Annotated in this window: 26 protein-coding genes and 1 riboswitch; of the genes, 22 read left to right on the forward strand and 4 right to left on the reverse strand. The window is 53.8% G+C overall.

Annotated elements, in window-relative coordinates; translation table 11 throughout:
- Position 1 precedes the first annotated feature (1 nt).
- The 7 genes from yqeH (at position 2) to ATW55_RS00145 (ending at position 4741) form a co-directional block, all read left to right on the forward strand.
- Positions 2-1105: a ribosome biogenesis GTPase YqeH gene (yqeH, locus tag ATW55_RS00115; RefSeq protein WP_067710856.1), complete on the forward strand. Its 1104-nt coding sequence runs from the start codon at positions 2-4 to the stop codon at positions 1103-1105.
- Between the two features lie 24 nt (positions 1106-1129).
- A complete protein-coding gene (gene aroE, locus ATW55_RS00120) occupies positions 1130-1990 on the forward strand; it encodes a shikimate dehydrogenase (protein WP_235586931.1) in 861 nt (286 codons plus the stop codon).
- 15 nt (positions 1991-2005) lie between these two features.
- The gene (yhbY, locus tag ATW55_RS00125) at positions 2006-2299 is read left to right on the forward strand and encodes a ribosome assembly RNA-binding protein YhbY (protein ID WP_067710861.1); all 294 of its coding nucleotides are present in this window, start codon (positions 2006-2008) and stop codon (positions 2297-2299) included.
- Positions 2296-2904: a nicotinate-nucleotide adenylyltransferase gene (gene nadD, locus ATW55_RS00130; RefSeq protein WP_067710863.1), complete on the forward strand. Its 609-nt coding sequence runs from the start codon at positions 2296-2298 to the stop codon at positions 2902-2904. Before yhbY ends, nadD begins: the two co-directional genes overlap by 4 nt.
- A complete protein-coding gene (yqeK, locus tag ATW55_RS00135; RefSeq protein WP_067710865.1) occupies positions 2901-3464 on the forward strand; it encodes a bis(5'-nucleosyl)-tetraphosphatase (symmetrical) YqeK in 564 nt (187 codons plus the stop codon). Before nadD ends, yqeK begins: the two co-directional genes overlap by 4 nt.
- 90 nt (positions 3465-3554) lie before the next feature.
- On the forward strand, positions 3555-3920 hold the full coding sequence (rsfS, locus tag ATW55_RS00140) for a ribosome silencing factor (protein ID WP_067710867.1): 366 nt from the start codon (positions 3555-3557) through the stop codon (positions 3918-3920).
- 11 nt (positions 3921-3931) lie between these two features.
- Positions 3932-4741: a class I SAM-dependent DNA methyltransferase gene (locus tag ATW55_RS00145; protein WP_067710869.1), complete on the forward strand. Its 810-nt coding sequence runs from the start codon at positions 3932-3934 to the stop codon at positions 4739-4741.
- A gap of 36 nt (positions 4742-4777) precedes the next feature.
- On the opposite strand, the gene mntR is transcribed toward ATW55_RS00145, so the two are convergent.
- Complete coding sequence (gene mntR, locus ATW55_RS00150; RefSeq protein ID WP_067710871.1) at positions 4778-5236, reverse strand: transcriptional regulator MntR; 459 nt, start codon at positions 5234-5236, stop codon at positions 4778-4780.
- Between the two features lie 176 nt (positions 5237-5412).
- Here mntR and ATW55_RS00155 point away from each other — a divergent pair, with 176 nt between their 5' ends.
- A complete protein-coding gene (locus tag ATW55_RS00155) occupies positions 5413-6108 on the forward strand; it encodes a helix-hairpin-helix domain-containing protein (protein WP_067710873.1) in 696 nt (231 codons plus the stop codon).
- A gap of 73 nt (positions 6109-6181) precedes the next feature.
- On the opposite strand, the gene ATW55_RS00160 is transcribed toward ATW55_RS00155, so the two are convergent.
- On the reverse strand, positions 6182-6904 hold the full coding sequence (locus ATW55_RS00160; RefSeq protein ID WP_067710875.1) for a C40 family peptidase: 723 nt from the start codon (positions 6902-6904) through the stop codon (positions 6182-6184).
- 5 nt (positions 6905-6909) lie between these two features.
- Positions 6910-7045: riboswitch (cyclic di-AMP (ydaO/yuaA leader) on the reverse strand.
- Between the two features lie 79 nt (positions 7046-7124).
- Between ATW55_RS00160 and ATW55_RS00165 the strand changes: the two genes are divergently transcribed.
- Genes ATW55_RS00165 through holA form a run of 3 tightly spaced genes read left to right on the forward strand, consistent with a single transcriptional unit; the run spans position 7125 to position 10032 of the window.
- Positions 7125-8735: a ComEC/Rec2 family competence protein gene (locus tag ATW55_RS00165; RefSeq protein WP_067710876.1), complete on the forward strand. Its 1611-nt coding sequence runs from the start codon at positions 7125-7127 to the stop codon at positions 8733-8735.
- Positions 8736-8784: 49 nt separating this feature from the next.
- Positions 8785-8970 (forward strand): hypothetical protein, encoded by a 186-nt coding sequence (locus ATW55_RS00170; protein ID WP_067710878.1) that lies wholly within the window; start codon positions 8785-8787, stop codon positions 8968-8970.
- Positions 8971-8997: 27 nt separating this feature from the next.
- Positions 8998-10032 (forward strand): DNA polymerase III subunit delta, encoded by a 1035-nt coding sequence (gene holA, locus ATW55_RS00175; RefSeq protein ID WP_067710880.1) that lies wholly within the window; start codon positions 8998-9000, stop codon positions 10030-10032.
- Positions 10033-10117: 85 nt separating this feature from the next.
- Here the strand turns inward: holA and rpsT are convergent, their stop codons facing one another.
- Positions 10118-10387, reverse strand: a complete 270-nt coding sequence (gene rpsT / locus ATW55_RS00180) for a 30S ribosomal protein S20 (protein ID WP_067710882.1) — start codon at positions 10385-10387, stop codon at positions 10118-10120.
- A 235-nt stretch (positions 10388-10622) separates the two neighbouring features.
- On the opposite strand from rpsT, the gene gpr reads away from it, so the two are divergent.
- The 8 genes from gpr to dnaJ all read left to right on the forward strand — a co-directional run bounded on the left by gpr (position 10623) and on the right by dnaJ (position 20117).
- Entirely contained in the window at positions 10623-11624 is a 1002-nt protein-coding gene (gpr, locus tag ATW55_RS00185; RefSeq protein ID WP_067711050.1) for a GPR endopeptidase, read from the forward strand.
- Positions 11625-11717: 93 nt separating this feature from the next.
- Positions 11718-12176: a hypothetical protein gene (locus ATW55_RS00190; protein ID WP_153004948.1), complete on the forward strand. Its 459-nt coding sequence runs from the start codon at positions 11718-11720 to the stop codon at positions 12174-12176.
- A 117-nt stretch (positions 12177-12293) separates the two neighbouring features.
- The gene (gene lepA / locus ATW55_RS00195; protein WP_067710886.1) at positions 12294-14102 is read left to right on the forward strand and encodes a translation elongation factor 4; all 1809 of its coding nucleotides are present in this window, start codon (positions 12294-12296) and stop codon (positions 14100-14102) included.
- On the forward strand, positions 14095-15258 hold the full coding sequence (gene hemW / locus ATW55_RS00200) for a radical SAM family heme chaperone HemW (protein WP_235586932.1): 1164 nt from the start codon (positions 14095-14097) through the stop codon (positions 15256-15258). Before lepA ends, hemW begins: the two co-directional genes overlap by 8 nt.
- A gap of 128 nt (positions 15259-15386) precedes the next feature.
- On the forward strand, positions 15387-16445 hold the full coding sequence (hrcA, locus tag ATW55_RS00205; RefSeq protein ID WP_067710887.1) for a heat-inducible transcriptional repressor HrcA: 1059 nt from the start codon (positions 15387-15389) through the stop codon (positions 16443-16445).
- Between the two features lie 50 nt (positions 16446-16495).
- The gene (gene grpE / locus ATW55_RS00210; protein WP_067710888.1) at positions 16496-17083 is read left to right on the forward strand and encodes a nucleotide exchange factor GrpE; all 588 of its coding nucleotides are present in this window, start codon (positions 16496-16498) and stop codon (positions 17081-17083) included.
- Positions 17084-17105: 22 nt separating this feature from the next.
- Positions 17106-18917, forward strand: coding sequence for a molecular chaperone DnaK (gene dnaK / locus ATW55_RS00215; RefSeq protein ID WP_067710889.1), 1812 nt, complete (start codon positions 17106-17108; stop codon positions 18915-18917).
- Positions 18918-18983: 66 nt separating this feature from the next.
- Positions 18984-20117 carry a molecular chaperone DnaJ gene (dnaJ, locus tag ATW55_RS00220; RefSeq protein WP_067711054.1) on the forward strand — a complete coding sequence of 378 codons (1134 nt, stop codon included), beginning with the start codon at positions 18984-18986 and terminating at the stop codon, positions 20115-20117.
- Positions 20118-20211: 94 nt separating this feature from the next.
- Here the strand turns inward: dnaJ and mnmA are convergent, their stop codons facing one another.
- Positions 20212-21357 carry a tRNA 2-thiouridine(34) synthase MnmA gene (gene mnmA, locus ATW55_RS00225; protein WP_268753334.1) on the reverse strand — a complete coding sequence of 382 codons (1146 nt, stop codon included), beginning with the start codon at positions 21355-21357 and terminating at the stop codon, positions 20212-20214.
- Positions 21358-21534: 177 nt separating this feature from the next.
- On the opposite strand from mnmA, the gene ATW55_RS00230 reads away from it, so the two are divergent.
- The 3 genes from ATW55_RS00230 to mtaB all read left to right on the forward strand — a co-directional run bounded on the left by ATW55_RS00230 (position 21535) and on the right by mtaB (position 24751).
- Positions 21535-22542, forward strand: coding sequence for a 50S ribosomal protein L11 methyltransferase (locus tag ATW55_RS00230; RefSeq protein ID WP_067710892.1), 1008 nt, complete (start codon positions 21535-21537; stop codon positions 22540-22542).
- Entirely contained in the window at positions 22524-23282 is a 759-nt protein-coding gene (locus ATW55_RS00235) for an RsmE family RNA methyltransferase (RefSeq protein WP_067710894.1), read from the forward strand. Before ATW55_RS00230 ends, ATW55_RS00235 begins: the two co-directional genes overlap by 19 nt.
- Positions 23283-23344: 62 nt before the next feature.
- Entirely contained in the window at positions 23345-24751 is a 1407-nt protein-coding gene (gene mtaB / locus ATW55_RS00240) for a tRNA (N(6)-L-threonylcarbamoyladenosine(37)-C(2))-methylthiotransferase MtaB (protein WP_235586933.1), read from the forward strand.
- Positions 24752-24763: the final 12 nt, after the last annotated feature.

The raw sequence follows: 24763 nt of genomic DNA on the forward strand, positions 1-24763 counted from the left end.
TATGAGCCTGATTTGCACGGGCTGCGGCGCTCCGCTCCAAATGGACACGGAAGACGCTCCAGGCTACATCACGAATGAGGCGTTTATGCGGGAACAGCCGGTCTGTCAGCGCTGTTATCGGCTGATTCACTACGGGCAGTTTCAGCCGATGGCGATTCCAGAGGAGACGTACCGTCAGGTGGTCATGAAGGCACTGGCCCGACCATCTTTCGTGCTCTATGTCATGGATTTGTTTGATGTTAGCGGAAGTATCGTGCCAGGGCTTACCGGGGTGCTTCGCCAGCATGATGTGATGATTGTCGCAAACAAGTTTGATTTGTTTCCGAAGCAGACGGCGGATGAACCTGTGAAATCGTGGCTCCTTCGTGAGGCTAGGCGTGCGGAGATCCCGGCGAGCGATGCGGTTTTGGTCAGTGCGAAAACGGGTTATCACATGGATGAACTCGTTGAGCAGTTGGAGGCGCGCGCGCGCAAGAAACAGATCGTGGTGATGGGCATGGCAAACGTCGGCAAGTCGAGTTTGCTAAACGCGCTGCTGTCGCGACTCGACCCGGAACAGACGCGCTTTACCACGAGCGCCTTTCCAGGGACCACGCTTGGCTCTATGGCGATAAAGCTCGGGGACAACGGGTTTACCATCGTCGACACGCCTGGACTCATGGGAAAACACCGGATCCAGGATCGCGTGTGCAAGGCGTCACTCAAGTTGATCATGCCGACAGAGCGACTGCGCCCGCGTGTCTATCAGTTGCAAAAAGGACAGAGCCTCTTTTTGGGCGGACTTGCGCGGTTTGATTTTATCGAAGGGCCACCGCAGAGCGTCGTGGTGTATGTGGCCAATCAACTGCGTGTCCATCGCACCAAGCTGCAGCAGGCAGACAGCCTCTACCAGCGTCACCTGGGTGGATTGCTCACACCGCCGTGTGTCTCGTGTGATGAGGGCCTGCGCACGCTTGTCCCAAAAAATGTCTCGTTTACAGAGGGGCGTCCAGTTGATCTCGCAATTCCAGGACTCGGTTTTCTGCGACTTTCCGGGCACGCCATCAAGGGTGTGATTCATCTGCCAAAAGGCGTGACGGTGAATGTGCGCAATGCGCTCCTCTGATCACAGAAGCTTTGATAGAAAGGCGTGAGTGCGATCGAACGCATGTTTATGGTCATCGGCGACCCTATCGCGCACAGTCTTTCGCCTGTGCTACACCGTGCGGCGTATGCCGCGTTCTCGCTTGACGCCTGGTATGGCGCCAGCAGAGTCAGAGCGTGTGATCTGCCAGATGCGGTTCGTGGGTTGCGCGCCCTCTCGATCGCGGGGTGCAATGTCACCATTCCGCACAAGGAAGCCATTTTGCCGCTGCTTGATGATTTGACAGACCGCGCCCGTGCGGTTGGGGCAGTCAATACGGTCACGCTGCGGGATGGCCGCCTGATCGGGGACACGACGGACGGTGAGGGCTGGCTGCGCTCGTATCGGGATGAGGGTGCGCCATCGCTTGCGGGTCAGACGGTGGTGCTGCTTGGCGCAGGTGGGGCAGCGCGTTCGATTCTCTATACGCTGCTCACGCAAGATGCTGCCTGTGCACGTATTTTTATCATCAATCGCGACCGCGTGCGCGCTGAGCGACTTTGCGCGGCGTTTGCACATCTCGCACATGGAACCGTTCTCGCGGCGTGTGCTCTTGATGAACTGCGCGCATCCGAGATCGATGTGATCATCAACACAACCTCTGTCGGCATGGAGGGAGAGCTGGCAGGTGCGTGCCCGATTGCGCCTGATTTTTTTCGCGCGCACCACTTTGTATCCGATATCGTTTACCGTCCGGCGCAGACGGTGTTTCTGAGTGAGGCGAAGCGACGCCGCGCGCACACGCACGGGGGACTCGGCATGCTCGTCTATCAAGGCGCGCTCGCGTTTGAGATGTGGTTTGGCGTGAAGCCGCCTGTCGATCGAATGATGGCCGTGGCGAGAGAGGCGCTTCAAGTGAAGGGCTGAAAGGAGGAAAAAAGTTTGCTTACAGGTACACAGACTCGCTATTTGCGCGGGCTGGCACACCATTTGACACCGATTTTTCAAATCGGGAAAGGAGGAATCTCTGAAAACATGCTCGATCAGATCGGGCTTGCGCTTGAGGCGCGCGAACTGATCAAAATATCCCTGCTACAGAATTCAGAGTGGACAGTAAAGGAAGCGGCAGAAGAAATCGCGCGTGTTACCAAGGCAGAGATCGTTCAGACGATTGGAAAGACGATCACGGTGTATCGCAGATCCGTCGACCATAAAACGATTGTGTTGCCAAGATGAGCATCGCGCGGCTTGGAATCTTTGGCGGTACCTTCGATCCTCCGCACATTGGCCATTTGCTGATGGCAGAAGTGGCGCGTGAGACGCTTATGCTCGATCGGGTCTTGTTTATCCCGGCGGCGATTCCTCCTCACAAGGCGGAAATCGCGATCACATCGGGCGAGGAGCGCGCAGAGATGGTTGCGCGCGCGATTGCCCCGTATCCCGCGTTTTCTTTGTCGCGCTGTGAACTGGCGCGCGATGGAGTCAGCTACACGATCGACACGCTGCGCGAGGTGCGCGAGCAAAAAGAGTATGGTGGCGCGCGCCTCTATCTGTTGCTCGGGGCGGACATGCTGGCACAGTTTGCAGCGTGGAAAGAAGCGGCGGCGATTGCCCGCGATGCGACGCTTCTGGCGGCACCGCGCGAGGGGTTCGAGCTCACGCGCTTGATCGCGCGCGTGCGTGAGCAGATTCCAAACGCAGACATCGCTCCACTCCCGATGCCGCCACTCGATGTCTCTGCGACCTGGCTTCGCAGCCGCATCAAGGAAGGAAGGCGAGTAGAGTGGCTTCTTCCGGCGTCAGTCCTTGAATATGTGGGAGAACGGGGACTCTACCGATGATGGAGGAAATCAAAAAACGTGTTAAGGCGAGGCTTTCACCACACCGTTTTGCGCATGTGGAGGGTGTCGCGAAAACGGCGGTGAAACTTGCGGCGATTCACGGGATTGATGAAAAGCGCGCGGAACTCGCGGCGTGGCTTCACGATTACTACCGCGAGGATTCGCGAGAATCGCTTGTGCATCTGGCGGAAGAGGTCGCCTTTGTGATCGGGGAGCAACCGACGCCGCTTTTGCATGGTCCACTGATGGCGGCAAGGCTATCGCTTGATTTTGGGATCGATGATTCGGAAGTGCGCGAAGCGATCGCTGTGCACACGATCGGAGATCCTGCGATGGGACCTGTCGCGCAGGTGCTTTTTGTCGCAGACTTGATTGAACCGGGAAGGACATTTGCGTCGGCGCGACCTGTGCGCGCCGTGGCTGAGCGCGATTTGGCCCGCGCCGTGGCGATGACGGCAGACGCGACGATCGAACATCTGCTCTCGGCGCATTTGCCGATTGCAAAAGAGACGGTGGCACTGCGCAATCTGATCTGGAAACGGATAGACGAAACCACGTAAAAGATTTACAGTAAAGACAGGACGTTTCTGCGTCGCCCTTGGCCGTTTAAAGGGCGGGGCGTGTGAGGACTCGACTAGGAGGCTTGATGGATGCGGGATCAATGCATGGAATACGCACAGGCGGCTGCAGAGGCGGCGGAGAACAAAAAGGCGAATGATGTGGTTGTTCTTGACATTCGCGGGATTTCGGTCATCGCAGATTACTTCGTCATTTGTAGCGCAATGTCGCGTATCCAGGTACAGTCGATTGCTGATGCGGTCCGTGATCGGCTTGAAATCCTTGGCGTCCGCTGTCGCGGCATGGAGGGGAAAGAGGAAGGCAAGTGGATCCTCGTTGACTTTGGCGACGTGGTGGTTCACGTTTTTAATGAAGATGAGCGTAAATTTTATGGCCTGGAAAGGCTTTGGGCGGATGCCCCACGGTTAACTCTTCCGGTTGGCGGGGGAATGGCCTAGTGAGGTGAAGTATGTATCAGGGTTTTGCGGCGGTCTATGACCGTTTGATGGGGGATATCCACGAAGATCGCTTCGGCGCAGTGCTTGATGAGTGCGTCAGGGAGATCGGCCAAGCGCCTGGCACAGTGCTTGATCTTGGGTGCGGAACGGGGCGCATGTTTCCACATCTATTGCGCCACGCGCGACGGATTATTGGGATTGAGCCTTCGGAAGAGATGCTTGCACAAGCGGCTGTGCGTGCCGAAGTGGCGCGAAACCGCGTGCAATTGATCGCTGGACGGGCCGAATCGTTTCGCGTTCCACAAAAGGCGCACGCGTGTGTATCCTTTTGCGATGTGATGAGTTATCTTGAAAACGAGCCGGAGCTTGTGAAGGCTTGCCAGCGTGTCTACGATTCGTTAACGCCTGACGGTTGGTTTCTCTTTGATATGCATACGCCACACAAACTGCGTGAGGCTTTTCGCGAACGCGTCTTTTTTGAAGATCAAGGTGACATATTTTCACTGATGAACACGCGTGTGGATGAAGAAGCGCGACGTGTCACCTACGAATTGACACTTTTCATTGAAGAGGAAGACGGACGATTTCGCCGTGAGGATGAGATTCACCAGCAAGTGGCATTTACGCGTGAAGAGGTTGTGCATGCACTTTGTGCAGCGGGTTTTCACTCGATCCAGATCGGCGTTGATTTTGTGATGCCGTGGCAGACCGGGAGCACACTTGGCAGTGATGGGGAAGACCTGGTTTTGCCGTGGAGTGAAGCGCGTATCGAGGTGGCGGAGAGGTGGTTTTTTTTAGCGAGAAAATCGCCCAGCGTGTGAATGCTTCATTCTGTGTCAACCGCGCGATGTGAGGGATTATGTCGCGCGGTTGCCGTCTTCAGTCTGAGTTGGCCGTCTACCGTTTTCTTCACTTCGGTACTTCGTAAATGCTTCGATATACTGAGGGTGTGTTTGAAACCAAGAAACGAGATTCTGCAATTGTGTAACCGTTTGTGGACTGACGTGATGCTCAATGCCCTCGACATCCCCGCGCAAGACTTCCTCAGAGATTCCAAGCATGCGCAACAATTCCTCAAGCATGCCATGCCTCTGTTTCATGGAACGACCCATTCGCTCTCCCGTTTTGGTGAGCAAGATGCCTCTGTATTTTTCATAAGTCACATACTGTTGCTCATCAAGTTTTTGCAGCATTTTCGTCACAGAAGAAGGTTGAACAGCGAGGGATGACGCAATATCTGACACGCGGGCGTATCCTTTATCTTTCATCAACTCGTAGATCTTTTCAAGGTAATCTTCCATGCTCGGTGTCAGCATGTCATCATCTGCTTTCTTACATCATGATTTCTCCATTGTACTATAATTGTCGCTTGCTGCACAGGTTTACAACCGCCTAACGGTAGACGATCTTGATTCTCTCTTTGGAGATATGCGGATTGTAAAAAGGAATGGGAGGACACGCGCAGAACAGCCTCTCATAAGGAGGGATCTTTATGAGATGGTATCGCGATCGATGGACTATGCTGCTTGGAGGATGCCTGATTGTGGGCTGGTCATGGATGTTGCTTCAGCATATGGGATTTTCACAAGAGCGTTTCGCACCGTCGACATCTGTGCCAAGTTTAGCGCAGACATTGCCGAACAGTTCTTGGCCCACATTACAACAGACGCTGTCTTCATCTTCGCGAGTATCTTTCTCAAAAGGGGTAGTACCCTCGATCATGGTCGATGTGTCGGGTGCGGTGGTTTCTCCCGGAGTATACCGTCTACCCCTTGATGCACGCGTGCAAGATGCATTGCGTGCTGCAGGAGGGGCGCGTCGTGATGCCGATCTTTTGGCTGTGAATCTCGCCGCGATTGTGGAGGACGGCGCACAGGTAGTGATTCCCTCACAAACTTCCGTAAGCGCTGGCACAACCATTTTAGCAGTGGGCACGCCTTATCAGGCAACGGCAAAGCTTCGAAGAGGGAGGCACAGTTTGAAGCTTTCACCTGGTGAGAGGATTTCTTTGAATCACTCTTCAGAGGCTGTTCTTATGGAGGTTCCGGGTATCGGGAAAAAGCGTGCAGACGAGCTTCTTCAATACCGAGCCATCCACGGGTCATTTACTTCCCTTGCACAGCTTCACCTTGTCCACGGGTTTACGATCCATTTGCTGCAAAGGGTGCTGCCTTATCTGACGCTGTAAAAGCCGTTTGGCGGATGATAAAAAGGCATTCACCGAAGTGAATGCCTAAAGGAGGCCGCTTTGGAAAACTGGATTAATCGATTTGGCGCGCAGTGACGTATGAATTTGCCCAGTACGATTCACGGAGTGAATCGATCTTGATATGAGAACCGGCGGCACTGATAAACTGATCGTTTCCAATGTAAATGCCCACGTGAGAAATACCGCTTGTATACGTGCTAAAAAATACGAGATCCCCAGGTTTTAGCTGAGTCTCGGGGACGTAGAAACCGTCATTGGTTTGTCCGGCAGCGGAGTGGGGAAGTGAGATTCCATATTGGGCGAACACATATTGTGTGAAACCGGAGCAATCAAATCCGCTGGGTGATGTTCCGCCCCATGCATACGGGTCACCTAAGTACATTTTTGCGCGAATCGCAATGCGTTCTCCGAGAGGCAAAACTGCGGCGGGGTGAACCTCTTTTACTTTGTGAGACGCGAATAAAGCCCTGTGTTTCGCGGGTTTTGAAACGGGGTGAGGATAGGACTTATGTGATGTTCGCACAGGTGCGAGAAGTACCTTTGGCATGAGTGACGCAACGTGCGCCACAGGCTTGTCAACGAGTGCGGAACCCATTTTCGCGAGTTCTGTCGTCGCAAGGTGGGGGCCATGATGTTGTTTGGCCGTTGCAAATGTTGAATGGTGTTGTGCAACGTCGCTGCGCTGTGCAGCGTAAGCAGCCGGCATAGAAGCCGAAGCAAACCATGTGGTGCCTGTAAGGAGAGCAGACAGCACGAATTGAGAAGTGCGCAACAAAAATGGGCCCCTTTCTGGTGCGCCTCCGAGGTTAGTTGACGGGTTAGGGCTGAAAGGTAGCCCCTCCAAAGATTGGATTCACCCCAAGGTGTTGCGTCCCCCGTACCGACTAGAGCATGTCGGATTCGGCGATTCTCGCTCTGCGCTGAATTCTACCAGTTACGACAGTGTCTGACAAGAGTTTTTTTGATTTAAAGTTTAGTCGCAAAGAAGAGATGGTATGGAGTATCGATTGCTTGCGATTCTTTCACTCTCGTTTTTTTCAGGCATTCTCTTTGTGCAAGCGAGATGGGTTGCCACAGGTGTCACGTTTTGCATCATCGCGGTATCTGTCCCGCTCTTCTTTCGCATGTATGGAATGCTCGCGCGCATTCGACGAAGTGTGACATTTAGATTCAGTGTGTTCGACACGGAATGGCGAAAGACATTCATTGTGACAGGGGGTATTGCGCTCGCCGCGCTTTTTTGTCTGGCGGGTATCGATTATGGTGTGCTGCGTGAAGATCAAGAGATGCAAGAGACGTCCCGTCTTCTCGCTAGCGCCAGGGCTCATGCACAAGGTGCGATGCTTGTAACTGGGCAGATTGTCAGCCCGCTTGTTACGCAGTCACACAGTGTCACATGTCATTTTCAAATTCAGTCTGTCTATAGCAAAACGATTCTTCAAGGTCAATGGCCGATTGTTGCACTGCGCATCGGGTTGGGCAAGCCAGCGCACTTTGTGTCCACTCTGCTGAGGTTTTACAGCACGCAAAATGAACTCTCGCCGGGGGCACGCGTTGCGGTGTATCTTCGCGTCAAGCCGATTCCGCCGGGAAAGGCGCGGACGTCTTTTTTGCGCGACGGGATCTTGCTATACGGATCTGCGAGCATTTACGGCATTCATGTCATCGCGCAAAGTCCTTCATTTTTTTCTTTCTCGCTTCTTAGTGCACAATTTTTAACGTTGATTGAGGGACGCGTTTGGGAGGCATTTGGTGCGCCATCTGGTTATTTGCTTGCTTTTTCGGTAGGTGATCGTCACGAGCTTTCTAAAGCCACGATCCAAGCATTTGTTGCAATCGGTCTGATCCATGCGCTTGTCGCGAGTGGCGCTACGTTTCGAATGTCCGTTTCTCCTCTCCTAAACTGGATGAAAAAACTGCGCAGTCCGCCATTTTTTCAGGAAGTAGCCATGCTGCTTTTGACTGCGCTGCTGCTCTTAGCATGTGGTTTCGCAGCGCCGACGCTTCGTGCCGCAATCGTCTTTCTCTATGGATTTTACGCGCAAAAATTCAATCGCCGCGCGGATTCGCTCACGGGAAATGCTCTCGCGATGGTTGCGCTTTGTTTCATTCAACCGCATGACAGTGTGGATCCGGGCGTCTGGTTGTCATTTGCCGCAGGACTGATTCTTGTGCATGCGCCGCCGTGGGTGAATCACCTTCTCCCGCGATGGATGCCACAAACCTTTCGGGGAATTCTTGCGCGCGGACTCTCCGCAGAGTTTGCATTGACACCGCTTGTTGCATTCTTGTTTCATCAGTTCGCACCGCTCTCTTTTCTGATCAATTTGCTCTTGTACCCAATTTTAGAAGGGGTGATTCCACTTAGCAGTGCGCTTTTGATCGCCGCCTGCCTCAATCCGCGCGAGGCACACGTTCTCGCGGGTGATCTCTCCATAGCACAAGTTGGATTGAATGCAGGAGTCGCCTACCTGTCTGCCCATGCGGGTGTGTGGAAGCTTCCTGCGTTACCGTGGGGTGTTTTTGTCGGTTATTATGGTCTCTTATTTTTGTTTGTGGCAATGTGGAACATACGGATTAAACACAATCTTCTTCGCTCATACTGAACCTTGGATGGATGTATTCAGTTTGCGTCTGAGAAAGAAGAGGGATCCTATGAACCAATCGTCGCTTGACATAGAATTGGCGAGTGAACGCCTTTTGATTGAAGCATTTTCACTGCGCGATCATCCAGACTCTGAGCACGCGTCGCGCGTGTTGCACGCGCTGGGTGATGTTTTGCAACACATCGCCCAGCGTGAGAAAATAGAATTGTGGGTAGACGAGCAAATGCTTGGCTGACCGAATTTTGGCAAGATGAGGTGTGCCATGCACGTTTCTTTTCAAGACGCGATACGCGAATTAAAAACAGCGCCCCCGGCGGCGATTTATTTGCTGTACGATTTGACGGATGGCTGGTTTTTGGACCGCCTGCTTTCCTCCATCACGGATGCGCTGGCACGCCTTGACAGGCCTTACGCGCTTTCGCGCGTAAGTGCCGCGCATGATCGTCTTCATGAGTTGGAACTTGCGCTTGGCGAAGGGTCCCTGTTTGGGGATCTTGCTCTTGTGTGCGCTTCAGAATTCGACGATGTGGGAACCGCCTTCAAGGGTAAAACGCCCGATCAATTGATCGCCATTCTTGAGGGGCAGTTGAAGAGAACAGAAGCGGACGCTCCGCTTTTAGTGCTTGTTACGACGCAAGAAAAACCTGATGAGCGCAAAAAATGGGTCAAGTCTCTTACTGCGAGTGTCCGTGCGCGGGTCATTCGTGCGGGCGGGCTGACAAGACAAGAGACAGAGCTTTTTGCGCAGGAGCTGCTGATGAATTTTCCTGCACTTACAGCAGCGCAAAAACGCTGGCTCATTGCGCGAACAGGGGAGCGGGTGGGTCAACTCGCGCGGGAACTGCAAAAAATCGAAACTTTTTTGTCTGGGCAGACATCTATTTCCCAGTCTGATCTTGATGCGCTGGTGCCGGATTACAGAGCGAGCGATGTATTTGAAGTCGTGCGTTTGTCCGTTTCTGGCAAAGGCCGTGAGGCGTATGCGGCTTATCAGCGACTTGGTGAAGACAAATCCACGTTTGGTCTTCTCGCACTCCTGACAAGGCAGTACCGGTATGTGCTTCGCATTATTGAAGCAGAGCGTGATCGTGTATCAGATGCGGATCTCTGTGCGATACTTGGCTTGCGGTCATTCATGTTAAAATCCCTTAAAGATCAGGCGCGCACCTTAACCGGCGAAGCATGCAGTGCCCGTTTGCGGGAACTTTCAGATATAGAGTATCAAATTAAAACAGGACAACTCAAAGAGCAGACCGCGATTGAACTCTATTTTGCGAGAAGGCTTTGCCTCGCATAAACTCGGCTGAATCGTCTGATCGGGTAGAAACCCGGGCATTAAAAAGCCGGTTTCCCATATGGGAAACCGCCTTTTTAATGAAATCTTATTGCGCAAGCGCCTTGTTCATCCGCTTCATCAGGCGAGATTTCTTTCTCGCTGAGTGATTGCGGTGAATGATCCCTTTTGTAACCGCCTTGTCGAGCGAGCGGGTCGCGCCGCGCAGAGCGGTTTGGGCAGTTTCCATGTCCCGCTCTTTCAGGGCGTTCTCAAATCGCTTCAAAGATGTCCGCAGGGCAGACTTTGCAGAAGCATTCCGTACCGCTCTAACTCGGGTGACATGAACTCGCTTAATCGCAGATTTAATATTTGGCATTACGTCACCTCCTACGTGTTCGCACAAAACAGCAGGCTTTAGTTTAGCATGTGGAATTCAATTTCGCAATCTTTTCTGTGGATTGCGCTGTGGATTGATTGGCGGCAAAGGTGGGGAAGCTAGAGAAAAGAATGAGTGAAAGGGGAACGTCATGCGCGAAACACAAAGAATCCGTAAATCACTCCGGGCGATTCAAAAGAGAGGCGCGACGGTGTGGGAACGACGCGGTCAGCGTATGTCGTCATACTCTGATGACGAAAATGCTGTAAAACAAAGCGTGCGCGTCGATCTTGCCGTTGAGGCGCATGAAATGGTGTCTGAGAATGTTGATGCGATACCGGGTATTCATATGGATCAAACGCAAGAAGAAAATTGGAAGATCAGCCGCATGGTGGTAGAGGATGAGAAAGGGGCGCGAATCATCGGCAAGTTGCCTGGCCGCTATGTGACCATCGAAGTGCCGGAACTGCGCAAGAAAGACCCAGAGTTGCAGGAGCAAATTTCACTTCTCTTTGCCGAAGAAATAAAGCCTTTTATGACAGTGGCAGACGACGCGCGGGTTTTGATCATTGGGCTTGGCAACTGGAATGTCACACCTGACGCGATTGGGCCGATGGTGGCAGAGAGTGTCTTTGTCACAAGGCATTTGTTCTCACTGATGCCCGATCTGCTCGATGACGGGTTTCGCTCCGTATCCGCCATTTCGCCGGGTGTGCTTGGCATCACAGGCATCGAGACATCCGAGATTGTCCTTGGCATTGTCGATCGCATCAAACCCGATTTGGTGATTGCCATTGATGCGCTGGCTGCCCGCTCGCTCGATCGCGTGAATACGACCATTCAGATCGCCGACTCAGGGATTCAGCCAGGTGCTGGTGTCGGCAATCCACGCAAGGCGCTCAATCGCGAATCACTCGGCGTCGACGTTGTCGCAATCGGGATCCCTACTGTTCTTGACGCTGCTACCATTGCCTCTGACGCGATGGAACTCGTGCTGTCTCACTTGGATCAGCGCGTTCCCGGCACGAAACAGGGGGATGTTATCGGTCGCATGACGCCGGAAGAAAAACGCGCGATGGTGGCAGAAGTCCTGCATCCTCTGGGACACAATCTGATGGTGACGCCTAAAGAGATTGATGAGTTTGTCGAAGATATCGCGCACGTTGTCGCGCTGGGGCTTAATCTAGCAATTCACAAAGGGCTCAGCATAGAGGACGCAAAGGCGCTTACCCACTAAACTCAATGGACAGACAAGCATGAAATCTATGGATCGGTCTATTCGCGCCGTTTGACTCATAGAGTAGATTCAAAACGCGCAGAGGAACGATGGATGATGAACCTTCGGTTGCGTATCGCAGAGCGGCTGCTCGCGATGAAGCAGATGCCGCGGATGTTAAAAAAAACGTGTGCTATTTTCGCCTTTCTCATCATCAGCTATTTGGCGCTAAACGGCGGGGCGCTACTTTTTGCGTCATTTTTTCACGCCGTTATCGTGCATGTGGACATGCCGCCTGCGAGTCAGTACGCGGCCTATCAGACGCCTGTTTCAAAGACCGCGGGGGTGGAAAAGGTTGTCGTCATACCGCGGCCGACCCTTTCGCACACGCTTGATCAAGCGGTGATCGCGTTGCGCAGTCCGGCAAGTCCTCTTATTCAAGCGGATGCAGTAGACGCTGGCGCTTATCTCTCCTCGCTTCTTCACAATTGGTTGACAGGTATCCTGCACAGCGCGACGCATACACCGAGTGTAAACCTGCCACAGGGTGTCCCGCTCACGCAAGGCCAATAGCGGCCTGAAAGCACACCACACGGGCGCACATGACATCCCCGTATTCGATACGTTGGCGTCGCATCCCTTCATTTGCTATTATGAAGGGTAACGAGTTGAGTTTGATGGGGGCCTATTGTGAACGACGCGGTTGCGATTTCTAGGATCCGTAATTTTTGTATCATCGCGCATATCGACCACGGGAAGTCAACCCTGGCAGACCGGATTCTGGAGTACACAGGCGCCCTTTCAAAGCGTGAGATGCAGGAACAGGTGCTCGATCAGATGGATCTTGAGCGAGAGCGCGGCATCACAATCAAACTGCAGGCGGTGCGGCTTAACTACCAGGCCGATGATGGCAATCTCTATACTCTTCACCTTATTGATACGCCCGGACACGTCGATTTCACCTATGAGGTCTCACGCAGCCTCGCCGCGTGCGAGGGTGCTGTCTTGGTGGTCGACGCGGCGCAGGGAATTGAGGCGCAGACGCTCGCAAACGTTTATCTCGCGCTTGATAACGATCTTGAGATCCTTCCTGTCATCAACAAAATTGATCTGCCTTCCGCAGAACCTGAGCGCGTACGCGAGGAGATTGAGCGCGTCATTGGGCTTGACGCTTCGGAGGCTGTTTTGGCGTCGGCCAAAGCAGGCATTGGCATCAAAGAAATTCTGGAACAGGTAGTAAAACAGGTTCCTGCGCCGATTGGGGATTCTAGCAAGCCTCTTCAGGCGCTCATTTTTGATTCGCACTACGACCCGTATCGCGGAGTGATTGTCTACGTGCGCATTCTGCACGGCGCGATCCGTCCAGGGATGCGGGTTCGCATGATGGCCACAGGCGCCGTGCATGAAGTCGTCGAGGTTGGCACCTTCCGTCCGCGCATGACCAATGTGGACGAGCTTAGCGCGGGGGATGTCGGTTATTTTGCAGCGGCGATCAAAACGGTGCATGATACGCGTGTCGGCGATACGGTCACGACGGTAGAAGGTGGAGCAACTGCTCCTTTGCCTGGCTATCGTCGGATCAATCCGATGGTATTTTGCGGGATGTACCCGGTCGACTCGTCTGATTACCCACTGCTGCGCGACGCGCTTGAAAAGATGGAGCTAAACGACGCAGCGCTGCGCTATGAGCCGGAGACTTCTTCAGCGCTTGGTTTTGGCTTTCGCTGCGGCTTTCTCGGGCTTTTGCATATGGAGATCATTCAAGAACGCCTGGAGCGCGAGTACGGGCTGACACTGATTACGACGGCGCCAAGCGTCATCTATCACGTGTACACAACAAAGGGTGAAACAATCGAGATTGACAATCCGAGCATGCTGCCTGAGGCGGGTAAAATTGAACGCGTTGAGGAGCCGTACGTAAAGGCGTCAATCATCGTCCCAAAGGATTTTGTTGGCAGTGTTATGGAGCTTTGCCAAGAAAAGCGCGGCGTATTTGTTGACATGCGTTATCTCGATGAGACGCGCGTCACGATCATTTATGAAGTGCCACTGACTGAAATTGTGTACGACTTTTTTGATCGCCTTAAGTCAAGCACAAAAGGATATGCTTCCTTTGACTACGAATTGATCGGCTATCGCGAGTCGGATCTGGTCAAACTCGACATTTTGCTAAACGGCGAGATCGTCGACGCACTTTCCTTTATCGTTCATCGGGAAAAGGCGTATTCGCGCGGCAAAATCCTTTGTGAAAAATTAAAAGAATTGATCCCGCGACAAATGTTTGAGGTGCCGATTCAGGCGGCGATCGGAAACAAGGTCATTGCGCGCGAGTCGATCCGTGCAATGCGCAAAAATGTTCTCGCAAAGTGTTACGGCGGTGACATCACGCGCAAACGCAAACTGCTTGAGAAACAAAAAGAGGGCAAAAAACGAATGAAGCAAGTCGGGAATGTCGAAGTTCCGCAAGAAGCGTTCATGGCGGTGTTGCGCCTTGACTGAGGCGATCACGAGCCTGTACATTCACATCCCGTTTTGCGCGAGCAAGTGTTTTTACTGTGATTTTAATTCGTATGTCGCGAGTGAATCGGTGCGCGCGCAGTACGTGGACGATCTGGTCGGGGAACTAAAAGAGCTCAAACGTTGGTACTCACCTAATCACAGCGCGAAGCCGCTGCAAACGATCTACATTGGCGGAGGTACGCCAACCATGCTTAGCGCGCGCGAGTTTGAGCGCATCGCAATGACCATTCACGAGACGTTTGAACGATCCGCCGATCTTGAGTGGACGGTTGAGGCAAACCCTGGGACGACGACCCCGGAGATTCTGCGCGCCATGAAAGAGATGGGCGTCAACCGCGTATCGATTGGCACACAGACGTTTAACGAGACGCTCCTCCTGTCCATCGGTCGACTGCACTCACCAGAGCAAACGCGCGCCAGTGTGGAGCAGGCGTTTGCGGCGGGGATTGACCGGGTGAGCCTCGATCTCATGTTGGGGTTGCCCGATCAGACACTCGATGATGTGGATGACGCACTAACCCAAGTGCTTGCGGCGGGCGTCTCGCACGTGTCCGCCTACGGTCTCAAAGTGGAAGAAAACACGCCTTTTTTTTCGTGGGAGAAAAAAGGGCTTCTGCATCTTCCAGATGAGGACCTACAGGTGGCCATGTATGAGCGTGTGCGCGAACGTCTGCTTGACGCAGGTTTTTTACACTATGAAGTGAGCAATTACGCGCGCCCCGGTGCAGAATCCCGCCACAACCTGACCTATTGGCGCAACCGTCCCTATTTTGCGGCGGGCGCCGGCGCGCACGGATACACAGGCAAGATGCGCTACGAGAATATTCGCGCGCTTGGAGCGTATCACGAGGCGCGTCTGCGTAGTGAGAGACCGGTTGAAAACGAATATCCAGTGTCCCGGCAAGAGGCGATGGAAAATGAGATGATGCTCGGGTTGCGCCTTGCAGAAGGTGTCTCTGACCGCGATTTTTTTGCTCGCTATCAAACATCGATTGAGCAGGTGTTCAAAGGGGTGTGCGAACGCCTTTTGAAGCTTGGCCTTTTGACGCACCGTGACGGAATTTGGCGAGTTCCTGAACAGCATGTGGAGGTTGCAAACGAGATTTACGCAGAATTTGTCGGGGTTCACACTTAAGACGTTTAATTCATCGCGTAAAACAGTTGACAGCAGGAAGGCCAGTTTGATACATTTTGGGTGTTGTTAGCACTCGATGATCGAGAGTGCTAACAAGCTGGATCGCATGCGTTGGAGGTGACAGTCCGATGTTGACAGAACGCCAAAAATCTATTCTGCGCATCATTGTAGATGATTATGTGCGTTCTGCGGAACCGGTTGGTTCGCGCACGCTCTCAAAGCATGCAGAACTCGGTTACTCCGCGGCGACCATTCGAAATGAAATGGCGGATCTTGAAGAGTTAGGCTATCTTGAACAACCTCACACGTCTGCCGGTCGCATCCCATCCCAGGCGGGATATCGCTACTATGTTGATCATCTTTTAAGTCTTGATGTTGCACTTCGCGCACAAGATGTTGAGGAGATCAAGCAGTTGTTTGCAACGCGCGTATTTGCGTTTGAGCAAGCAGCACAGCAAGTGGCGCACGTGCTTAGCTCACTCACGCAGTACACGGGTGTGGTGCTTGGCGCAAAGGTGTATGACACGACGCTAAAGAGCCTGCAACTGATTCCGCTCACGGATCAGTCGGCAGTCGTGCTCGTGATCAACTCTGCAGGGCAAGTGCAGAATAAGACCGTGACCATCCCGGACGGCGTTTCGATGCACGAAGTGGTGCAACTGACGGAACTGATGAACCGTTCGCTTTGTGGAACGCCGATGTATCGCATTCGTTCGCGCGTTTATGAAGAGTTGATGCGCGAGGTTGCCCGGCACATGGAGGATTATGAAGAAGCTTCCCGCTTGCTCGATCAGATTCTTAAAGTGACCGAGGAGCCGCAGGAGCCGAATGTCTTTTTGGGACAAGCGACGAACATGTTGTTGCAACCAGAATTCCAAAACATTCACAAGGCAAAGTCCGTGCTCTCCTGGCTCGAAAAACGCGATGAGGTGGTTGTTTCTCTCGCAAAAAATGCGCTGCATGAAAACTTGCGCGTTCGTATTGGCGGGGAGAATGAAGTGGAGTCGCTGCAGGACTGCACACTCATTACGACAGCGCTTCACATTGGCCAGGTTCCGATTGGCGTCGTTGGCGTCGTTGGGCCGACGCGCATGGAGTACGGTCGCGTTATCGCGCTCTTGCGCACGCTTTCGAGCGGATTGAGCGATGTGTATGGCCGGATCTATTCGGGCCATTCGTCAGGATAGGGAATGGATTGTTAAAAGAATCGAACCTGACTTATAAAGGAGTGAAGTGTGTGCAAGAACAAAAGGCGAGTGGAGCGGAGCACGCCGATGATACGCTAGAGCGTGAGTCCGCGAGTTCAACTGCGGAGATGGACATCGATGCTGCCGAACAAGGGGCAGAAAATGATGACGCAAAATCAATCGCCGAGTTTATTCAAGCGTTTGAGAAATTAAAAGCGGAGTATGATGAGTCACAAAATCGCTACTTGCGCCTTCAGGCTGACTATGACAACTTTCGCCGGCGGACGCGCCAAGAGCGCGAAGAAACGGCGGCGTATGCCAACAGCAAACTCATCGGTGAACTGCTTCCGGTGCTCGACAATTTTTCACTCGCGATGAGAGCCGCCGGGAACGGTGAGTCTGAAGGGTTGGTCAAAGGTGTCACGATGGTATACGACCAGTTACAGCGTGTACTCACATCGTCTGGCGTCGAAAAAATAGAGTGCCTCGGATCAATCTTTGATCCTAATTTACACGAGGCGGTCGTCTCTGAACCGGCCGAAGGTGTAGAGTCTGGCAAGATTCTTGAGGTCTTGCGTGACGGGTATACACTCTCTGGCAAAGTGATCAGACCGGCGATGGTAAAAATCGCATCTTAGGAGATAGAAAGGGAGATGGCATATGGCAAAAGTTATCGGTATTGACCTTGGGACCACCAACTCTTGTGTAGCGGTTATGGAAGGCGGAGAAGCGGTTGTCATTCCAAATGCTGAAGGAAACCGCACGACACCGTCTGTTGTTGGTTTTGCCAAAAATGGCGAACGTTTGGTAGGCGATGTCGCAAAGCGGCAAGCGGTGACAAACCCGGATGGGACGGTCATCTCGATCAAGCGGCATATGGGTACAGAACATAAGACGATGATTGATGGAAAAGGATATACACCGCCGGAGATTTCGGCGATGATTCTCCAAAAACTAAAGGCTGACGCGGAAGCGTACCTGGGCGAGACTGTGACACAAGCTGTCATCACCGTTCCTGCGTATTTTAACGACAGCCAGCGGCAGGCCACGAAAGACGCGGGAAAAATTGCAGGGCTCGAAGTTTTGCGCATCGTGAACGAGCCGACAGCAGCGGCGCTCGCATACGGTCTTGACAAGTCAAACGATCACACCATCCTCGTGTATGACCTTGGCGGCGGTACATTTGACGTCTCCATTCTTGAGCTTGGCGACGGCGTGTTTGAGGTGAAAGCGACGAGCGGCAACAATCGTCTTGGCGGTGACGATTTTGACGAACGGATCATGAAATACCTGATTGATACGTTTAAAAAAGAGCAGGGAATTGATCTCAGCAAGGACCGGATGGCGATGCAGCGCCTGAAAGACGCGGCGGAAAAAGCGAAAAAGGAACTCTCCGGTGTGATGTCAACGGCGATCTCGCTTCCGTTTATCTCAGCGGATGCATCTGGCCCGAAACATCTCGAGGTCAACCTCACGCGCGCCAAATTTGATGAGTTGACGGCAGATTTGGTTGAGGCGACACTCGCGCCGACGCGTCAAGCGCTTCGCGATGCGAACCTTACGGTCGACAAGATTGAGAAGGTCATTCTGGTGGGTGGCTCGACGCGTATTCCGGCAGTTGTCGACGCGATTAAAAAACTGACGGGAAAAGAGCCTTCAAAGGGCGTGAATCCAGACGAAGTCGTGGCGCTTGGCGCGGCAATTCAGGCTGGCGTTCTGACCGGAGATGTCACTGGGGTTTTGTTGCTTGACGTCACACCGCTGTCCCTTGGAATTGAGACGCTCGGCGGCGTGATGACCCGGTTGATTGAGCGAAACACGACCATTCCAACATCGAAAAAACAGGTATTCTCAACGGCGGCAGACAATCAGACAACCGTTGACATCCACGTACTTCAAGGCGAGCGTGAATTTGCCCGCGACAACAAGACGCTCGGGCGTTTTCAACTGCATGACATTCCGCCTGCGCCGCGCGGCATTCCGCAAATCGAAGTCACGTTTGATCTCGACGCAAACGGCATTGTCAACGTCTCTGCGAAGGACCTCGGCACAGGGAAGATGCAAAACATCACCATCACATCTTCGGGCGGTCTTGCCAAAGAGGAAGTTGAGCGCATGGTGAAGGAAGCAGAGCTTAATGCGGAGGCAGATCGCAAGCGCCGCGAAGAGACAGAACTTCGCAACCAGGCAGACAGCCTTGTGTACCAGACGGATAAAACGATCAAAGACCTTGGCGACAAGGCGGATGTAGCTGAGAAAGAAAAGGCTGAAGCTGCGAAAAAGAAACTGCAGGACGCACTTGCAGGGACGGATATCGAAGCGATTCGCGCGGCGCATGACGAACTTAGCAGCGCGGTGCAGGCATTGTCTATGAAACTCTATGAGCAGGCGGCGCAAGCGGGCGAGACGCCGCCAACGAGCGATCATGTCGTCGATGCTGACTATAACGTGGTTGACGAAGAGAAAAAATAACGGAGCTTTGAGAGCGAGGGGCGTGAACGGCCTCTCGCTTTTACGAGAGGGGTGACAAACGGAGTCGTGAGCAAACGGGACTATTATGAGGTGCTCGGGGTCAGTAAAAACGCTTCGCAGGATGAGATTAAAAAGTCGTTTCGCGCGCTCGCCCGCAAGTTGCACCCTGATGTGAACAAAGACGATCCAGATGCCGAAGCAAAGTTTAAAGAAGCGAACGAAGCGTACGAAGTGCTGAGCGACACAGAAAAGCGCGCACAGTATGACCGTTTTGGCCATCAGGAGCAAGGGGCTGGCGGCTTCGGCGGCGCCGGAGGGTTTGGCGGTTTCCAAGGCGGGGATTTTGGCGGCATCAATGATATTTTTGATATGTTTTTTGGCGGTGGTGGACGCCAGCGGGGACCGCAGCGCGGCGCTGATCTTGAGTATTCCTTGACGATTGAATTCAAGGACGCGGCCTTTGGTCTGAAAAAAGAAATCGAAATTCCGCGAACCGAGACGTGTGACGTCTGCCAAGGAACTGGGGCAAAACCTGGAACAAAGGTGGAGACGTGCGCCACCTGCAAAGGTGCGGGCGTCCAGGAGTTTGTGACAAACACGCCGCTTGGAAGAATGGTCAACCGCCGAACCTGTCCGACCTGTCAAGGGACGGGGAAACGGATCGTTACGCCGTGTACGGCGTGTCGCGGAGCGGGAACGGTGCGCCAGCGTCGTAAAATTGAGGTAAACATCCCGGCGGGGGTTGATACGGGCACGCGAATGCGCATTGCAAACGCCGGAGAGGCGGGCGATCACGGTGCGCCGCCAGGCGATTTGTATATTGTGATCCGCGTGAAGACTCACGATTTCTTTCGGCGCGAAGGAAACGATGTGTTTTGTGAGATTCCGATCACGTTTGTGCAGGCGGCACTTGGTGACGAGATCACGGTGCCCACGCTCTATGGACGCGAGACGGTGCGCATTCCTGCGGGAACGCAGACGGGTACGGTGTTTCCACTGCGCGGAAAAGGCATGCCGCGCCTGGGAAATGGTGTGGCCAAAGGGGATCAGCACGTGCGGGTAAATGTGCAGACGCCAACGAAGCTTACCGATCGTCAACGCGAGCTGTTGCGTGAACTCGGACGTGAACTTGGCGAGGAGACGCATGAACAGTCGAAGAACCTTTTTGAGCGGATGAAAAGCGCGTTGCGTGGGATCTGATGCTAAGGGCTTGGCAATGTAGTGAAAAAAAAGATTGCAAAAAACTCACAGGTGCCGCGCTGGACTGCGTCATCTGTGAGTTTTTTGCGTCGTATCACACCGTGGCGTGGTGAGTGTCTCGCTGTGGGCTTTGTCCTGTCTGCCTTTGCGCGCGATCGATGATGGCACCGCCAAGGCAGTGCGGACCTTGATAAAAGACAACCGATTGTCCTGGCGTGATTGCCCGCTGAGGCGTGTCAAACTGCACACGCCAAACGTCTGTGTCGATGCGCGTCAGCGTGCACGGCACGTCTGGCTGTCGATAGCGGATTTTGGCCGTGAGTCGCTGTGTGCGGTCAGGCAAATCGCCTGCAATCCAGTGCATGTCTGAAGCATAGAGTGCGCTGTGATAGAGTGCAGGGTGATGAAACCCTTGAACGACATAGAGAATGTTTTGGGTGAGGTCTTTGTCTGCGACAAACCAGGGTTCCCCTGAGCCTGATCCGCCGATGCCAAGGCCGTGGCGCTGACCGATGGTGTAATACATGAGCCCATCGTGTCGGCCCATGACGCGTCCGTCGAGTGTGCGCATTTCACCAGGTTGCGCCGGCAAATAATTCTTTAGGAAGGATTTGAAGTTGCGCTCTCCGATGAAACAGATCCCCGTGCTGTCTTTTTTTGCCGCCGTCACGAGCCCTGCCTCGTGTGCCAATGCGCGCACCTCGCGCTTGGTGAGATGGCCGATCGGAAAAAGGGTTTGCGACAACGCTTTCTGGTTTACAGCATATAAAAAATACGTTTGGTCTTTTTGTTCATCCGCCCCGCGTGTCAGAAGCGCCCGCCCGTCTTCTCGGGTGATCTGCGCGTAGTGGCCTGTCGCGAGCGCGTCGGCGCCAAGCGTGATCGCCTGATCGAGAAGCTCTTTGAATTTGATCTCGCGATTGCACAGAATATCGGGATTGGGCGTTCGCCCTTTTGTAAATTCATCAAGAAAGTATTGAAAGACGCGGTCGTGATACTCTTGCTCAAAATTGACGGTGTAGTAAGGAATGCCGATGTGTTCGCACACTTGGCGCACATCGTCAAAGTCTTCTTCAGCCGTGCAGTGACCGTTTTCGTCAACCTCGTCCCAGTTTTTCATAAAGATCCCGACCACGTCATAGCCTTGCTGTTTGAGGAGCCACGCGGAAACGGAAGAGTCGACGCCGCCTGACATGCCGACCACGACGCGCGCTCCTTTTTTTAATGCGGATACACTCACGGACATCCTCATCACCCATCTAAGATTTGTGTGCGTGCGATAAATCCCTCGCACGCCTATTTCTCTATTGTAACCACTCCGTCAACGGATGGAACAGAAGGTCGAGGTTTCGGTCGGGCGACATGGTTGTGATTCGTATGGTACACTAAAAGGTATGGATCTAAAGGAGTGCGGCGTGTGGATTTATATCGAATCACGATTGAAACGACGTCTGAGGCAGTCGAAGCGGTCTGTGTCGTGACGGACTTGCCGGAGATCGTCGGGCAAGATATTGAAGATTCAGCAGATCTGGAAGCGCGCAGTGCACAGGCGCGCGCGAGTGAGTGGATTGATGAGGCGTTTTTAAATCGCACGGGCGCAAAGGTCAATCTTTACATTGATCAGGCGCGTTTTTCAGATGAAGAAGTGAAGGGCTTTGTACGCGTGATCGAGCAAAAATTGGATGGCATCCGAGCGATCGGACTTGACGTTGGCAGTCTTTTGGTGTCGCTGGAAGCGATCCCGGAAGCGTCGTATTTGCTCGCGTATAAAGAGCACTTTCATACTCTGCGCGTGAGTCCGCGCGTTATCATCGCACCCTCGTGGGAGATGGATCGGCTTTCAGAGATGGGAACGATCGGCGCTGACGACGTGGTGCTTGAGATTGATCCGGGGATGGCGTTTGGCACAGGGACGCACGAGACGACGCAACTCATGCTCACGGTGATGGAAGGGCACGCGCTGCGCGACACGCGCGTTCTTGATCTCGGGACGGGCACCGGGGTGCTTGCAATCGCCGCGGCAAAGTTTGGCGCGCACTCAGTGACGGCGGTGGATGTCGATGAAAATGCGCTTGCCGTCGCCCGCGACAACGCGGTGAAAAATGGTGTGTCCGATCGGATTCAACTGGTTGTGTCCGATCTCGCGCGCGATCTGCCGTCAGGACAAACGTACGACTTTGTCTATGCCAACCTGCTTTTAGACTTGTTGCTGCGCCTTCTGCCAGACATCAAGCATGTGCTGTCGCCAAACGGGACGCTCAGCGTATCGGGCATTGTCCATCATCAAGTGGAGGCCGTCGCGCAGGCGGCGCGTGAACAGCGTCTTAAGGTCATAGAGATTCACGAGAATGCGGACTGGCGCGCACTCGTCTTAACCTTCACGGAAGAAAGCGGCGGGTGGTTGGCATGCAGCGCTATTTTTTAGAGGCGGATGCGCGCATCGCGCCGGATCGATTTCGCGTCGCCGGAGAGGATGCGCACCACGTGCTGCGCGTGCTGCGCATGAGACAGGGCGATCGCTTTGGCATTGTCTCAGAGGGTGAGACGTATGAAGTGGAGATCGTGGATGTGCAGGAAGATGAAGTGATTGTGCACGTCATTGCGCAAATGGCATCGGCTTCTGAGCCGCCTTTTGCGGTTACGCTTGTGCAAGGATTGCCAAAAGGTGAACGGCTGGATGAGCTGTTGATGCACGGAACGGAAGTCGGTGTCACCCAGTTTGTCATTTTTGAAGGTGTGCGCTCCGTCGCGCGCTGGGATGAAAAAAAACGCACCGCAAAGCTTGAACGTTGTCAGCGCATCGTCAAGGAGGCAGCCGAGCAGTCGCAGCGAAACGTCGTTCCGCGTGTCGCGTATGCGCCCGACCTGGCCTCTGCGCTGCAACAGTCGGCCGGATACTTAATTGCTCCTTATGAAGTGCAGGGGCAAGGATTGCCACCGCTCAAGTTAGCGCTTCGACAACTCAACGAAAAGCGGGATCGTCTACTTGCAGAGGGGATTCGTCTGGTCATTGGGCCGGAAGGTGGCTTGGATGGTGCGGAAGTGCAGGCGATTCAAGCGCAGGAAGGACAACTCGTGACGCTTGGCGCGCGCATCTTGCGCACAGAGACGGCAGGTGTGGTGACGGTGGCACAGCTTCTCTATGAGTTAGAGAGCGAACGGTAGAACGTACATCGCTGTGAGTGTTTCACAACGGATAAGCAAGCGGAAAAAGGAGTGGGGTAACTTTGCAAAAGCAGAGGGTGGCGTTTCATACGCTCGGTTGCAAGGTGAACTTTTATGATACGGAGTCGCTGTGGCAAATGTTTGAGCGCGCCGGCTATGAGCAGGTTGACTTTCACGACGAGGCAGACGTCTATCTGATCAACACATGCACGGTGACGCATGAAGGTGATCGCAAGTCGCGGCAAATGATTCGGCGGGCCGTGCGCCAAAATCCTGACGCGACGGTTGTCGTGACAGGCTGTTATGCGCAGATGGCGCCGGGCGAGGTGCTCGGAATTAGCGGTGTCGATCTTGTGGTCGGCAATCAGCACCGCGATCAGTTGCTCCCCTGGATTGAACAAGTACAACGGGAGCGAACACCGTTTCACACGGTCACTTCTATGCTGCCGCAAAAAACATTTGAGGACTTTGACGTGCCGCTTTTTGTCAATCGCACGCGCGCGTCGCTCAAAATCGAAGATGGGTGCAACCATTTCTGTACATTTTGCATCATCCCGCACGCGCGCGGACTTGTGCGCAGCCGAAAACCTGAGAGTGTACTGCGCCAGGCGCGCCGGCTTGTCGACGCCGGGTACCTCGAAATTGTGCTGACAGGGATTCACACGGGAGGGTACGGCGAGGATCTGGACGGCTATACGCTCGCTCATCTGGTGGACGATCTGGCGCGCGTCAAGGGGCTTCGCCGCATCCGCATTTCCTCAATTGAAGCGAGTGAGATTACGGATGAGTTGATCGATGCGATCGGGCGCTCCGATCAGGTGTGCCGCCATCTACACATTCCGCTGCAGGCGGGGGATAGCGCGGTGCTAAAGCGGATGAACCGACACTATACGATCGAAGAATACGCGAACAAGCTCGAAAAGGTGCGCCGCGCGTTGCCAGAGTTGGCGGTAACAAGTGACATGATCGTCGGTTTCCCGGGCGAGACGGACGCAGCGTTTGAGCAGAGTCTTGCGTTTGTCACGGAGCAGGGGTTTGCCGAACTCCACGTGTTCCCTTACTCTCGCCGCAAAGGGACGCCTGCCGCGACATTTGCCGATCAGGTTCCAGACGAAGTGAAGGCAGAGCGTGTCGCGCGCATGATGGAGGTCTCAGATGCGCTGCGGCTTTCATACGCGCGACAGTTTGTGGGAAGATCGCTTGAGGTGATTCCTGAGGAGCGCGTGGAAACGCCACAGGGTAGTATGCTGATTGGACACGCGGACAACTATATGCGCGTCGCGTTTCCGGGAGATGATCGTCAACTGGGATCGCTCGCGGAGGTCATCGTGAGCGAGGCAGGGCTTGAGCATTCTTATGGGCAGTTGTCGCGCACCCTGATTGAGCGGCCTGCAGCGCTTGACGCGGAGGATGAACAGGTGCAGGCGGTCGCGGATCGTGAGGAAGGGACATTTGCACAGGCACAATAATGCTGGCGCAAC

The organism is Ferroacidibacillus organovorans, assembly GCF_001516615.1.
GTDB lineage: Bacteria > Bacillota > Bacilli > Alicyclobacillales > SLC66 > Ferroacidibacillus > Ferroacidibacillus ferrooxidans_B.

Bases quoted from the DNA above. Each gene is read 5' to 3' on its own strand.
- ATW55_RS00145 (WP_067710869.1), top strand. From the start codon at position 3,932: ATGTATCAGGGTTTTGCGGCGGTCTATGACCGTTTGATGGGGGATATC.
- holA (WP_067710880.1), top strand. From the start codon at position 8,998: ATGCACGTTTCTTTTCAAGACGCGATACGCGAATTAAAAACAGCGCCC.
- yqeK (WP_067710865.1), top strand. From the start codon at position 2,901: ATGATGGAGGAAATCAAAAAACGTGTTAAGGCGAGGCTTTCACCACAC.
- nadD (WP_067710863.1), top strand. From the start codon at position 2,296: ATGAGCATCGCGCGGCTTGGAATCTTTGGCGGTACCTTCGATCCTCCG.
- rpsT (WP_067710882.1), bottom strand. From the start codon at position 10,387: ATGCCAAATATTAAATCTGCGATTAAGCGAGTTCATGTCACCCGAGTT.
- ATW55_RS00190 (WP_153004948.1), top strand. From the start codon at position 11,718: ATGATGAACCTTCGGTTGCGTATCGCAGAGCGGCTGCTCGCGATGAAG.
- rsfS (WP_067710867.1), top strand. From the start codon at position 3,555: ATGCGGGATCAATGCATGGAATACGCACAGGCGGCTGCAGAGGCGGCG.
- mntR (WP_067710871.1), bottom strand. From the start codon at position 5,236: ATGCTGACACCGAGCATGGAAGATTACCTTGAAAAGATCTACGAGTTG.
- ATW55_RS00165 (WP_067710876.1), top strand. From the start codon at position 7,125: ATGGAGTATCGATTGCTTGCGATTCTTTCACTCTCGTTTTTTTCAGGC.
- yqeH (WP_067710856.1), top strand. From the start codon at position 2: ATGAGCCTGATTTGCACGGGCTGCGGCGCTCCGCTCCAAATGGACACG.
- ATW55_RS00235 (WP_067710894.1), top strand. From the start codon at position 22,524: ATGCAGCGCTATTTTTTAGAGGCGGATGCGCGCATCGCGCCGGATCGA.
- ATW55_RS00170 (WP_067710878.1), top strand. From the start codon at position 8,785: ATGAACCAATCGTCGCTTGACATAGAATTGGCGAGTGAACGCCTTTTG.
- gpr (WP_067711050.1), top strand. From the start codon at position 10,623: ATGTCGTCATACTCTGATGACGAAAATGCTGTAAAACAAAGCGTGCGC.
- hrcA (WP_067710887.1), top strand. From the start codon at position 15,387: ATGTTGACAGAACGCCAAAAATCTATTCTGCGCATCATTGTAGATGAT.
- dnaK (WP_067710889.1), top strand. From the start codon at position 17,106: ATGGCAAAAGTTATCGGTATTGACCTTGGGACCACCAACTCTTGTGTA.
- ATW55_RS00155 (WP_067710873.1), top strand. From the start codon at position 5,413: ATGAGATGGTATCGCGATCGATGGACTATGCTGCTTGGAGGATGCCTG.